Raw genomic sequence first — 13,167 nt, 5'->3', positions numbered from 1 at the left:
CAATTTTGATTTTAGCTTGTCGCATTTAGCGGTGAAGCGTGATTTATTAACTGAAGCAATTACTATACCAGTATCCTAGCAAGAAACATTGATTTAACGAGTGTTAGGTGCATATTGCGTACAAATTTATAAGAGTCGGTTTTTATGGCTAAAAATAAAACTGCATTTGTTTGCAGTGAGTGTGGCGCAGAATTCGCCCGTTGGCAAGGTCAATGTGGTGAGTGTAAAGCGTGGAATACGGTGACTGAATTTCGTGTGCCATCCATTAAGCAAACGCCAAGAAGTGGCGGCGCAACAGCCGGTTATGCAGGCGCGATTGAAGCTAAGGTGCAAACCTTAGATGAGGTTAACCTTGAACAGTTGCCACGTTTTACAACAGGTTTTACTGAATTTGACCGCGTACTGGGTGGCGGTGTGGTGCCGGGTAGCGCAATTTTGATCGGTGGTTCTCCAGGTGCCGGTAAAAGTACCTTGCTACTGCAAACCATGTGTTTGCTCGCACAAAACATGAATACCTTGTATGTAACCGGTGAAGAATCGCTGCAACAGGTAGCAATGCGCGCAAAACGCCTTGGTTTACCCACCGATAAACTGAAAACCCTCGCTGAAACCAACGTTGAAACTATTTGCCAATTAGCGCTTAGAGAAAAGCCGCAAATTATGGTTATTGACTCAATTCAGGTAATGCATATGGCCGATATTCAGTCGGCGCCGGGCAGTGTATCGCAAGTACGAGAAGGCGCTGCTTATTTAACGCGTTTTGCTAAGCAAAACCAAGTGGCGATTATTATGGTTGGTCATGTTACTAAAGATGGCTCTTTGGCTGGTCCGAAAGTACTAGAGCATTGTATTGACTGTTCTATTTTACTTGAAGGTAGCAGCGATAGCCGCTTTAGAACGCTGCGTGGCAACAAAAACCGTTTTGGTGCGGTAAATGAATTAGGCGTATTTGCCATGACAGGGCAGGGTTTAAAAGAAGTTAGTAACCCATCGGCTATTTTCTTAAACCGTTCAGACGAGCAAACACCAGGCTCACTGGTAATGGTAATTTGGGAAGGCACGCGACCACTTTTGGTTGAGGTGCAAGCATTGGTAGATTATTCGCAGCTTGGTAACCCAAGGCGCGTTACCGTTGGTCTTGAACAGAATCGCTTGGCGATGTTATTGGCTGTATTGCACCGCCATGGTGGCCTGCAAGTATCTGATCAAGATGTATTTGTTAACGTGGTGGGTGGTGTAAAAGTTACTGAAACCAGCGCCGACTTAGCCCTTATTACTGCGCTTGTTTCAAGCTTTAAAAATGCTTCATTGGCGCGCGAATTAGTGGTGTTTGGTGAAGTAGGCTTAGGCGGTGAAATTCGCCCTGTACCAAGTGGTGTTGAGCGATTAAAAGAAGCGGCAAAGCATGGCTTTAAACGCGCTATTGTACCGATAGCCAATAAACCTAAAGAGCAAATTGAAGGCATGGAAGTGATAGGTGTGAGTTCGCTAGCACAAGCGTTAGAAGCACTGTTTTAATTCACTTTGATGTGTGTATTTATAGATATAAAAAAGCAGCGTAACGCTGCTTTTTTTTGTGCTGTTTTAAAGTGACTATTAGTGAAGGATACGTGCGCGAATTGTACCGTCGATGGCACGTAGCTCTTTTAATGCCACTTCTGAATGGTCTGTTTCTACATCAATTACCACGTAACCAATGGTTTCGTTTGTTTGCAGGTATTGCGCTGCGATATTAATACCGTGTTGGGTAAACGCTTGGTTAATTTGCGTAAGCACACCCGGGCGATTGTGGTGTATGTGCAATAAGCGGCTACGTTTTGCTAGTTCAGGTAGCGATACTTCTGGGAAGTTGACTGCAGAAACAGTCGACCCGTTATCTGAATATTTAGCGAGTTTTCCGGCAACTTCTACCCCAATATTTTCTTGTGCTTCTTGGGTTGAGCCACCAATATGCGGTGTTAAAATTACATTGTCGAATTCACGCAGTGGCGATACAAATTCTTCGTTATTGCCTTTTGGCTCAACAGGGAAAACATCAATAGCAGCACCTGAAATTTTCTTTTCTTGTAAGCTACTTGCTAGTGCGTCGATATCGACAACGGTACCGCGCGATGCGTTGATTAAAATGGCGCCCTGTTTCATAACTTCTAGTTCTGCAGCACCAATTAGGTTTTTGGTTTGTGCCGTTTCTGGTACGTGTAAGCTGATTACATCGGATGTTTGTAATAACTGTGTTAAATTTTGTACTTGCGTCGCATTACCAAGTACCAACTTATCTTCAATATCGAAGAACTGTACTTTCATGCCGATGTTTTCAGCCATAATGCTTAGCTGTGTACCAATGTGGCCGTAACCGATAATACCTAAAGTTTTACCACGCGCTTCAAATGAACCTGCAGCCGATTTTTGCCATTCACCGCGATGTGCTTTTGCGTTCTTCTCAGGAATACCGCGTAATAGCAATAGGATTTCACCTAATACTAGTTCTGCTACTGAACGTGTATTTGAGAACGGGGCATTGAAAACTGGAATACCAAATTTTTGTGCCGCATCAAGTGAAACTTGGTTTGTACCAATACAAAAGCAGCCGATGGCAACAAGCTTATCCGCTTGTTCAAGTACAGCTTCTGTAAGGTGTGTGCGAGAGCGAATGCCAACAAAATGGGCATCGCGCAAACGCTCAATGAGTTCTGGTTCAGGCAAGGACGTTTTAACATAATCAATGTTGGTGTAACCATTACGCTTAAGTGTTTCAACGGCACTTTGATGCACGCCTTCAAGCAGTAAAATTTTAATTTTGTCTTTTGCTAACGATACCTTGCTCATAACCTTTCCTAAATATTACTTCAGCGTTTTAGGACCTTGTGGAGTGCCTACAATCACTGTGTTTGCGCCGCGATGGGCAAATAAACCGTTGGTTACTACACCAACAATTTGATTTATTTTTTCTTCAAGCTGTTTTGCATTGTCGATATGCATATTGTGCACATCTAAAATGACGTTGCCGTTATCCGTTACAACTCCCTCACGGTAAACTGGGTCACCGCCAAGTTCTACTAATTCGCGAGCCACATAACTGCGCGCCATTGGAATCACTTCAACTGGTAATGGGAAGTTGCCAAGAACATCGACAAGCTTTGTCTCATCAACAATACAAACAAATTGTTTAGCGACTGCTGCCACGATTTTTTCACGAGTCAGCGCTGCACCACCACCTTTGATCATTTCATTAAGCTTGTTGATTTCATCTGCGCCATCAACATACACACTTAAGCTATCAACGTCATTGAGTTCGAAAATCTCAATACCAAGCGCTTTTAGCTTTTCTGTTGAGGCTTCAGAACTCGAAACGGCACCGCGGATATCATCTTTCATCGTCGCGAGTGCATCAATAAAATGGTTTACCGTTGAACCTGTTCCAACACCAACAATGCTGTCTTTTTCAACGTATTCGAGTGCAGCCCATGCAGCTGCTTTTTTCATTTCATCTTGAGTCATAGGTAAAGGCCTAATTTTTGAACGGATTTTAGAGTTGTAAGTATTATACCTAGTTGCACCTTACATGCTTACCATAAATAACACTTTTTTGGCGTTACTATGGTTTTAAGTGGTACATCCCAACTTTCAATCGGTAATTGGTCAATGTGTTGGCAATCATGAGCAAGGCCGACAATTTCGGGCTTAGTACGTTGTTCGCGATAATATTTAGCGAGCGTACGATCATAATAGCCGCCACCCATACCAAGGCGGTTACCTTGTTGGTCAAAAGCGACAAGTGGTGTGCAAAGCACATCTAAGTCTTCAACCAAACAAACCTGACTACAATTTAACTTGGGTTCCAAGATACCATAGCGATTTGGCGTCATGGGTGAATTTTTCTCATACCTTTGAAAGAGTAAGTAACCGTGGCAAAAGGGGTGTAGCACAGGCAGGTAAACTTCGATGCTTTTACGCCATAATTCCTCAATTATCAATGAAGTATCAATTTCGCAGTCGTTTGATAAGTAGATCCCAACTCGACGTATGCTGGCGTTTTTAAAGTGTTGAAAAATGTTCACGTTAATTTTTTTCGCGGCTTCAAGTTGTTCAATTTCTGAAAGTTGAGCGCGACGTTCTCGCATTAACTTGCGAATATTTTGACGTTCCATAGCAATATTTAAATATTAAAAGGGCAGTAGATTAGGAAATGCGACAATAACACCGAGTAAAGACAGCAAAATGGCAATTAAAGCAAAGAACAGCCAGTTGATATTTTTTGGTTTGTTACTTGATTCAACGGTTTCATCAAACTCAAGCTCTTCGCCCCAACTATTGTTTTCGAGCTCTAAGTCGGTTTCGCCATTTTGCTCTTGTTGCAGGCGAGCTAAATCATCGACTTTTTCTTCAAGGCGAATAATTGATGTGGTTATATAGTCAAGCGCAGCCAAAATGCGCTGGTCGACATCGTGCTCAGGTTCTTGTGTTTGCGCTTTGTTTGCATTAACTATTTTGATTTTAATGCCGAGCGCAGAGAAAGTTTTTTGCTGTTTTATTGCTTTGTCTTGCGAGATAGGACTAAAAATGAGCTTGCCCGCAAGAAACTGTGTAGCTTTTGCATCAGACAGTTTTAATTTTGTTGTTAAGATTGTTTTCGCCTGTTCAGTGGTGACATTGTTACTTAGTTGGGCGAATTGAATGCGATAGCTCATATACTTAGCAAAATTATTTGTTTTGCTAAGTATATAGTTGTTAAAAGCTTTTTTGCAAAGTTAAAAAGCAGCAAGAATTGCTGCTTTTTAATGTGATTAGTACTTAGCTGGACCTGATGGCAGGGAGTTTAAAATAAACTCGCGTACATCTTGGTTTGATGTTTCTAAATCAGCGCGACGAAGGTACATCATGTGCCCGCTTTCGTAGCCTTTAAAGCTCAAGCGTTCACGCATTTTACCACTTGGGTCAAGTTGCCACATTGTGTACTTGGCATCAAAGTAATTTGTTGCGCCATCAAAGTAACCCGATTGCACCATTACATTTAAATATGGGTTTTGCGCCATTGCTAAGCGCAAATTCTCGCCAGTTTTATTATTGCTGCGATCCCACGGATGAACTGAGCCAAACATGTTGTATTTTAGATCTGTTTTATAGCCGAGCTCTTGTTGTAGGTAGTAATTAATTGCCGGTGTGAATGAGTGCAACCATGAGGTTAATTCAGCCCAATAATCAGGGCGACTGCCTGCATCACGCTTATCGATGCCTTTATAGCGTGAATCTAAACGACCCACAGTAAAACCGTCTTCGCGTAGTAATTCTTTCCAAAACGCGGCATTAGGAATATCAAGATTATTGCGTAATACGAAGGTTTCGCTCAGTGCTGTGTATTTAGCAATGGTTGCGGCAATTTTTTGTTTTTCTTCAATATTAATAAAGCCACCTTTGCTGATTGCAGGAATTGTTTTATTGATTGTAAAGTCTTCAACTTCGGCTAAAAACGTTGTTAGTGGCATGTTTTGGTATTTCGCATCTAACTTGTTGTGATACCAAGCCGTTGCGGCAAAGTAAGGAATGCGATTAGCGGCTTCAACTGGGCCTTCGCGTTTAATGCCAATTTCAGTAGGTGATACTAATATTACGCCATTTAGGTACATCCATTGGCGATTTTGCAATTCAAGCGCAAGACCAGAAACACGTGTTGTACCGTAACTTTCACCAATTAGAAACTTTGGTGATAACCAGCGATTGTTACGTGTTACAAAGGTATTAATCCAATCCGCTAGGTATTTAATATCGGCATTAACACCAAAAAATAACGCTTTTTGTTTATCTTTACTTGGCAGTTCACCTTTGTCATTTTCAAGAACGCGCGAGTAACCTGTGTTTACTGGGTTAACGTAGACAATATCAGCGACATCAAGCACAGAGTAAGGGTTACTTTTAACGCCATAAGGTTGAACTGGGTAGCCTTCGTCATCAATATTTAAGATTTTAGGGCCTGTGTAAGCAAGGTGCATCCAAACAGAAGCTGAACCTGGCCCACCATTAAACGAAATCAGTAATGGGCGTTTGCCATAGTCTTTCACACCTGACTTTTGATAATACGTGTAATGCAAACTGGCAATCGCGTTACCTTGCTCATCCCACACCGGTTGCGTGCCAATTGTTGCACTGTACTTAACCTTATTACCTAAGATTTTTACTTGGTGATTAGAGGTTTGTTTACTATCGATTGTTATTTTTCTATCAGTGGCTTGTGATTGGTTTGATATCACAAACGCTGAAAAAACGACTAACTGAATAAGCATTTTCATGTTGGCCTTGTTGTTAAACATGTGGATTTGGTTAGCAAGCAGACTACTTAATTTTTACTTGTGCGGTCAAAGAGAGTGAGACCAATATAGGCATTTTTTCGTTGAATTACTAAATCTACCCTATACTGATTAATGACGGATATAAAACAATGATGCACTTTGACTTTTTACTTATAAGCAGTTTTTACAGCGCAATAAGCTTGGTATTTAAAACGCTACTAAATAGTTAAAGCAAAAAAACAAACCCATTGTTTGTATCGATACGTACAGTAACTATGAGCGATATTGTAACCGCTAACTGATTCAATTAAGGAGAAAGTTATGCCTCAAACTCCAGTAGCAGATAAGCATGCGACTTTTGCCAGATGTTTAGAGTGCAATAAGGTTGGACTATTTGCCCCTCTGCATTGGCTTGCCCTTGGTTTTAAAGATATGGCCAGTGCGCCAATTTTGAGCCTATTTTATGGTGTTGTGTTTAGTATTATTCCTGTCGCGATTTTATATTTTGTCTATCAATCAGGTACCCATCTTGTAATTTTACCCGCCACCGTGGCATTTGCCCTAATTGGGCCGGCTTTTGCTGTTGGCTTATACGATATTGCGTGGGAACTGGAAAAACAGCACAAACCAACACTAAGCCATAGTTTAAGGTCAATGTTTCGAAACCCAGTTGGCGAGTGGGGTTTTGCGGTGCTGTTAATGGTGATTATGATTATTTGGATGCGTTTAGCAGCTCTAGTACATGCTTTGTATCCAAATAGTGTTAACCCTACATTTGACGAGCTCTCGGCCTTTTTAACCTTAGGGTCGTTAATTGGTGCAGTTATGCTCGGCAGTGTATTTGCTATTTCAGCGTTTACACCGCAAATAATGATGGAACGCCGAGTCGATATTATGACAGCTGTGGTGTCGTCGATACATGCAGTAAAAGAAAATATCGGTGCAATGATTGTTTGGGCGTTTTGTATTGTTGCTTTGGTGGCATTAGGTTTTTTAACTGGCGCAACAGGGTTTATTGTAATAATGCCGCTGCTTAGCTATGCAAGCTGGCATGGATATATTGCCATCATAAAACACAAAGGCCCTCGCGGTTACGAGTAAATAGGGTTGGTTATTTAAAAAGGGGAACGTTTGTTTCCCTTTTTTTAATGGTTATGTGGTATAACAGGACCACAATAATAAGCCTGCGTGCAGGTAAGAAAAGCTTAGTTGGAGTGTAACAATGCAACGAATTCTGATCGTTGAAGATAGCAAAATGGTGCAACAAGTATTGCGCCATCTAGTCGCGCAGTATTTATCTGTTCCCGTTGATTTTGCCGCATCGCTGAGAGAGTCGGCTGGGCTCATGAAAAATAACAAGTATACCTTAGCGCTGGTGGATTTAAATTTACCTGATGCGAGCAATGGTGAAGTAGCAACGCTGACCTTGCGTTGTGGTATTCCAACGCTTGTTTTAACTGGCAGTATTGATGAGTTTAAGCGTCAGCAAATGCTTGAAATGGGCGTGGTGGATTACGTATTAAAAGAAAACCGTGATTCTTATATTTATGCTGTAAAGCAGTTGGCACAGTTATTAGGCAATCAAGGAACTAAAGTATTGGTTGCCGATGATTCGCAAACGAGTCGTACTATGATGCGACAAAACTTAGAGCGATTATTGTACCATGTTGAAGAGGCTGAAGATGGTGAACAAGCGTATCAAAAGCTATTAGCTGATGAGAGTATTAAGTTACTACTCACAGACTATGCAATGCCGAAGAAAGATGGTTTTGAATTAGTAAAAAGCATTCGTTCAAAACGAGGCCGTGATAGTTTAGGTATTATTGGTATTTCAGGTTCTGGTAGTCAAAGTTTATCAGCCAAGTTTATTAAGCATGGCGCAAATGATTTTTTAACAAAACCGTTCGCACCAGAAGAGTTCCATTGTCGTGTAATGATGACCATGGAGCAGCTCAATCTGATAGAGACCATTAAAGATTCAGCGAACAAAGACTACCTTACAGGGCTTTATAATCGTCGTTATTTCTATAAAGCGTCAGAGAAAATCATCACTGAACAATCGTTATTAAGTATTGCTGTAATTGATATCGATCACTTCAAGCAAATAAACGATACTTATGGACACCAAGCTGGTGATGAAGTGTTGAGCTTTTTATCAAATAAGTTAACAGAGCAATTTGGTGATGCGCTGATGGCACGTCTTGGTGGGGAAGAATTTGCCGTGTTGTTTAGTGGTGAAGATCAGGATGCAGCATTTGAAAAACTTGACGAATTGCGTTTTTCATTAACAAATATGCAGGTTGAAGCGGCGGGGCAGTTTATTAGTTTGTCTATCAGTGCAGGTGTTGCTCAATTACAGCAAGATGAAGAACTGTCTGAGCTTATTAATCGCGCCGATGTGGCACTTTATGATGCGAAAGGTGGTGGCCGAAATCAGGTGGTTATTCACCAATAAAGAAACGTTTTAAGCGTAAAGCTAAGAGTGCTGAATCGACACTCTTAGCTTTTAATTTTGCTGAAAGCTGAAAGCTGAAATCTTTTACAGCTGCGTAAATTCAAGTAGCTGTCTTAATTTCGTTGCTTGTCTGCGCGAGATTTCAACCGTTTGACCATTACTTAGCGTCGCTGTTAAGCCATAGCTAATTGCCTGTTCCATACTTTCAATTGCATCTAGGCGAATAATGTCTGAACGACTGGCACGGAAATAATGTCTTTCGTCTAATTTTGCTTCGATCTTGTTGAGCGAGCTGTGTAAGTACGCTTTACCGTGCGGTGTATAAATTGCTGCATGATTACCTATTGACTCAAAACGAATGATTTCTTTCAGCTCAATAATGCGCATGGTTTCGCCGTACTTCACCATAAGTTTGTGGTCATCAGGTAGGCCACTTTCAGAAGCACTTTGCTCGAGGCGCTTTTCTAACTTCTCAATGCTTTCGGCTAGTCGAGCAGGATTTACTGGTTTTACAAGATAGTCCATCGCATTTAGTGAAAACGCTTCCACGGCAAACTGGTCGTAAGCAGTACAGAAGATAATATTCACATCATCACCGAGCGATTCTGCAAGCTCTAAACCGGTTGCGCCAGGCATATGAATATCTAGGAAGATTGCATCCGGCTTATGTTCAGCGATTTTTTCACTCGCTTCTTCGGCATTTTTAGCCTCATCGACAATTTCAATTTGGCTATGTTTTGATAGTAGGCGCTTTAATTCACTGCGAGCAAGACGTTCGTCATCAACAATTATTATTCTAATACTCATTGTTAAAAGTTAACTCCATCGTGTAAGTGGTCGCATCACAGGTTTGTGTTGCATTGCAAACATTACCAAGGCCGAGCTTCGCAATAAGCTCGTTTAATGGCAAGTCACCTGACTTTATTTTTGGTGTTTGCGTTAATTTAAGTGTAAAAGTAAGTGCACCGCCAGTTTCATTGGTGCTTACGAGTAGTTCATTGTGGCTAACGCTGTAAATATCTTTTTTGATAAATACATACTCAACTACAGGCAGTAGTAAAGAGCATGCTAGTGGATATGGGCTTGAAAGCTTAGTGAACTGTTTTGTTATTGTAATTCGTTCTTCAAGGCGTAGCGCTTCTAAATCAAGCAAGTGTGCTAATTGAGTTAAGTCGTCGCTAACGCTGGTATTACCTACACCGTCGTTTAGTTGATAGCGAATTAACTCGGCAAGTTTGCCAAGTAAGTCGCTCGCTAAATCTTGATTTTCGAAAATCATATAGCGGATAGCATTCATGCTATTAAACAAGAAGTGTGGATTTAATGGTGCTTCCGCATTTTTTTCAAACATATAAAAAGAAAGTCTCTTTTTTGACAGACTATTCTGAGTCTATCGATTTTAAAATTATCTCGCCAATTAAAATGATAAACGGCAAAAAAGTGAGATGAATGGTTAGGCTGTTTTTTCTAGCTGTTGTTGCCAGTCAATTGGCAGTTCAATCACTACTTTTCTGCGCTTACCGCTTTTAACTAAAACGATGCTGGCATCGTTACTATACTGGTGCTCTAAACGGCTTTTTACATTATCGAAATGTTCAGTATCTAAAAAGAACTTACCGTGGCTTTGATGCGCAATTTCGATATGATATTTTTGGTGTTTTATAAAGCTTGCTATCGTCAGTTCGCCGTCGCGGTTACGCGCAGTATTGAGTAAAAACGAACAGATAAAAATAAGCGACATACTTGGGATATTAGGTGATATATCAGCATCATGAAGCTTTAAGCTGTAGCTACTTGGCGCACGTTTTTGTTCTTCAAGTAATTCTAGGTAATTGGTCAAACTGGTCAGTTCATCACTGAGTTTTGCGTCGGCTGTTTTACTCGACATCAAGTTGTAGCGAAAAAGGTCTGATGCTTTGGTTACAAGATCCGCTGCTTTTTCTTCATCAATATCAATTTGATGTTTAATAGCCTCCATGGTATCGAATAAAAACTCAGGGTTAACACGGTTGGTTAAAATTTGTAGTTTTTGCTTTTTAAGTAATAGTGCGAGCTGTTTATAATTTGAAATGCTAGCTGCGAGTACGTAACAGTAGCCCCACACTAAATTAAACACAATATAATAAATAATATAGGCTACGAGTGACTCGCCTAAGCCGTCCAAATGCATAATACTGTTTAAGTACTCTTCAAGAGAGTAAGGTACTAGTGCGAGAAATATAGGTAAACAATCTAAACCAATAATCACTAATGAGGTGATGGTGGAACTCGCTAATAGCAGTAAAAACAGTTTCCACTTAGTTTTAGCATAGGTTTTATAGTGTTTATAAATGCCGCGCAGCACGATATGAAATGCCGCAAATATCATTATTAGCTGGTAAGTGGTGAGTACCAGTGCGCCGTACCAACCAAGTTGAATGATTGGCATTGTTTTAGCGTCAGGTTCGTGAAAAACACCCCAAATTCCCAGGTAACTGACTAAGAATGAAATAAATAAGATCGGCCCTTGGTATCGCCAATAATTAGGACTGGTATTTCGAATGTAACTGAAATTCATAACCGGATTTTGACCTTTTTAAATTGGCAATGTTAAACATGCGATATATTTATCGTCTTTAAACTCAGCGTTTAACGAGGCATTTTCGTTATACATTAGCTGCAAGCGTTTAATTAAGTTTTCTTGCCCTGTACCTGTGCTTTCGACTTTATAGGTGCCTGTATAAATTGGATTACTTACTGTTACCACGAGTTGATTCTTTTGTTTAGCAATATCAACAATCAGCAGGCTTTGATCTTGCCTTGGCGCAATGCCGTGTTTAATTGAGTTTTCAATTAATGTAAGAATACCCATAGTAGGGACTTTAATATTTAAGCAGGTTTCATCTACATGCATTTCAATTAACAAACGCTCTTCAAGGCGAATATGCTCAATATCAAGATAGAATTCACAAATGCGTAATTCTTCTTTTAATTTTACCGTGGGGTGCTTATTGGCTGTTAAGTTGTAGCGAAAAAGCTCATTTAGTTTATCGATTAACTCTTTAGCAAGCTGTTTATCTTCGAAAATCATACCGCGAATACTGTTTAATGAATTAAACAAAAAATGCGGATTAAGCTGACTCATTAATAATGCAATCTGGCTTTGCTTAAGTTGTGTTTTAACTTGAAAGCGGCGTTTTAAAGCTGATAAGGGGAGGTAGCAAAACAACCAAAAAAGAAATGCACCGAATTGAGACTTTAATCGTTTCGAAGAGGCACGTTCAATCGCTTCTTGATCTCCATTATGAATCTTCTCAAGTTCCTCTCGCGCTTTTATATGTGCTTTGTCAAACCCTTCTTTAAAACCTCTTTTAAATTCAGATTTAGCTGTCGCATTAGTTGATGTTTCATCTTGAGTGTCTGTGTTTTTTTCAACTTCGCTGTTTGTTTTAACCTGATTAAGCGGATCTTTATCGGGGTTTGCTCGATAATAGGTAATTTCGTTAGCAATAGGCACAAACATGTCTCTGCTTATATCGCGGATACTTTTGCCTATAAATGAGCCGACAGTAACAAAGACCAAGCCACAGAGGAGCACTTTCATAAACCCTGCTTCTTTGTTGCGTAAGAAATTAATAGGGGCGCGAATTAAAAAGTGAGTAATAAGAAAGAAGCTTAAAGTGCGTATGCCAGCATACGCAAACACGTTTGCAAGGCCATGCATTTCCTTGTCAGTGTCTATATTTGACAGTCCGCCAAATAATAATATGAGAGCAATTAAAGCTTGGATAACCCAATAAGCCATTTGCTTATATATCCTTTGTTATTGTTTTTTATTCCATTGAGTTAGTACGGCTCAGCATAACAGCTAACTCAGACATAGCATATTGTGTCAAAAATGGTCACCAAAGCAAGTTTTTGCTGTTTCATTTTTTGCACCAAAACGTTCACAAACCCACAATTGCTGCACCTTTGTGGTGCGTTAACTTTGTTGTAACACATTGTAAATTACATAACTTTATGAATTAGATAAAAAAATATTATTGGCATAAAGGTTGGATTTAGTAAGTACAAATAAAAAACAACAACAGGTACACGTTATGAAAATGATCAGCGCCATTATTAAGCCGTTTAAGCTTGATGATGTTAGAGAAGCGATGTCAGATCTTGGCATTGAGGGCATGACAGTAGTCGATGTAAAAGGTTTTGGACGTCAACGCGGGCACACTGAGCTATATCGAGGCGCAGAGTACCAAGTTGATTTTATTCCAAAAATTAAAGTCGAAATTGCAACGCAAAGTGACAATGTTGACCGAGTGGTTGAGGCAATTACCAATGTGGCACAAACCGGCAAAATCGGTGACGGCAAAATTTTTGTCTATGACCTAGAGCAAATTGTTCGTATTCGTACGGGCGAGTTAGACGAAGCGGCAATTTAAGGGGAATGTC

The 13,167-nt window shown here is 40.3% G+C and carries 13 protein-coding genes; 4 read left to right on the top strand and 9 right to left on the bottom strand.

The features are described from left to right. Positions 1-144: 144 nt before the first annotated feature. Positions 145-1,518, top strand: a complete 1,374-nt coding sequence (gene radA, locus L1068_RS08785; protein WP_237129953.1) for a DNA repair protein RadA — start codon at positions 145-147, stop codon at positions 1,516-1,518. A 78-nt stretch (positions 1,519-1,596) separates the two neighbouring features. On the opposite strand, the gene serA is transcribed toward radA, so the two are convergent. The 5 genes from serA to L1068_RS08760 form a co-directional block, all read right to left on the bottom strand. Next, a complete protein-coding gene (gene serA / locus L1068_RS08780) occupies positions 1,597-2,826 on the bottom strand; it encodes a phosphoglycerate dehydrogenase (RefSeq protein ID WP_237129952.1) in 1,230 nt (409 codons plus the stop codon). A 15-nt stretch (positions 2,827-2,841) separates the two neighbouring features. Next, positions 2,842-3,498 (bottom strand): ribose-5-phosphate isomerase RpiA, encoded by a 657-nt coding sequence (gene rpiA / locus L1068_RS08775; protein ID WP_237129951.1) that lies wholly within the window; start codon positions 3,496-3,498, stop codon positions 2,842-2,844. A gap of 68 nt (positions 3,499-3,566) precedes the next feature. After that, on the bottom strand, positions 3,567-4,148 hold the full coding sequence (locus L1068_RS08770; protein WP_237129950.1) for a 5-formyltetrahydrofolate cyclo-ligase: 582 nt from the start codon (positions 4,146-4,148) through the stop codon (positions 3,567-3,569). Between the two features lie 15 nt (positions 4,149-4,163). Next, positions 4,164-4,688, bottom strand: coding sequence for a hypothetical protein (locus L1068_RS08765; RefSeq protein ID WP_237129949.1), 525 nt, complete (start codon positions 4,686-4,688; stop codon positions 4,164-4,166). A 96-nt stretch (positions 4,689-4,784) separates the two neighbouring features. Beyond that, entirely contained in the window at positions 4,785-6,284 is a 1,500-nt protein-coding gene (locus L1068_RS08760; RefSeq protein ID WP_237129948.1) for a carboxypeptidase, read from the bottom strand. 321 nt (positions 6,285-6,605) lie between these two features. Here L1068_RS08760 and L1068_RS08755 point away from each other — a divergent pair, with 321 nt between their 5' ends. Next, on the top strand, positions 6,606-7,385 hold the full coding sequence (locus L1068_RS08755) for a DUF2189 domain-containing protein (protein WP_010561821.1): 780 nt from the start codon (positions 6,606-6,608) through the stop codon (positions 7,383-7,385). A 121-nt stretch (positions 7,386-7,506) separates the two neighbouring features. Further along, positions 7,507-8,739: a diguanylate cyclase gene (locus L1068_RS08750; protein ID WP_237129947.1), complete on the top strand. Its 1,233-nt coding sequence runs from the start codon at positions 7,507-7,509 to the stop codon at positions 8,737-8,739. 84 nt (positions 8,740-8,823) lie between these two features. Here L1068_RS08750 and L1068_RS08745 read toward each other — a convergent pair whose 3' ends face one another. The 4 genes from L1068_RS08745 to L1068_RS08730 all read right to left on the bottom strand — a co-directional run bounded on the left by L1068_RS08745 (position 8,824) and on the right by L1068_RS08730 (position 12,523). After that, complete coding sequence (locus L1068_RS08745; protein ID WP_054980687.1) at positions 8,824-9,546, bottom strand: LytTR family DNA-binding domain-containing protein; 723 nt, start codon at positions 9,544-9,546, stop codon at positions 8,824-8,826. After that, complete coding sequence (locus L1068_RS08740; protein ID WP_237129946.1) at positions 9,536-10,090, bottom strand: histidine kinase; 555 nt, start codon at positions 10,088-10,090, stop codon at positions 9,536-9,538. The genes L1068_RS08745 and L1068_RS08740 overlap by 11 nt, the downstream gene beginning before the upstream one ends. Before the next feature lie 102 nt (positions 10,091-10,192). Next, complete coding sequence (locus L1068_RS08735; RefSeq protein ID WP_237129945.1) at positions 10,193-11,296, bottom strand: histidine kinase; 1,104 nt, start codon at positions 11,294-11,296, stop codon at positions 10,193-10,195. Between the two features lie 18 nt (positions 11,297-11,314). Further along, positions 11,315-12,523: a histidine kinase gene (locus L1068_RS08730; protein WP_237129944.1), complete on the bottom strand. Its 1,209-nt coding sequence runs from the start codon at positions 12,521-12,523 to the stop codon at positions 11,315-11,317. A 295-nt stretch (positions 12,524-12,818) separates the two neighbouring features. Here L1068_RS08730 and L1068_RS08725 point away from each other — a divergent pair, with 295 nt between their 5' ends. Next, positions 12,819-13,157, top strand: coding sequence for a P-II family nitrogen regulator (locus L1068_RS08725; protein WP_010561815.1), 339 nt, complete (start codon positions 12,819-12,821; stop codon positions 13,155-13,157). Positions 13,158-13,167: the final 10 nt, after the last annotated feature.

This window comes from Pseudoalteromonas sp. MMG024, from assembly GCF_021654175.1.
In the GTDB taxonomy this organism is placed as follows: domain Bacteria; phylum Pseudomonadota; class Gammaproteobacteria; order Enterobacterales; family Alteromonadaceae; genus Pseudoalteromonas.
The sequence above is the reverse complement of the archived record's forward strand: the minus strand, read 5'-3'. Positions and strand labels throughout refer to the sequence as shown.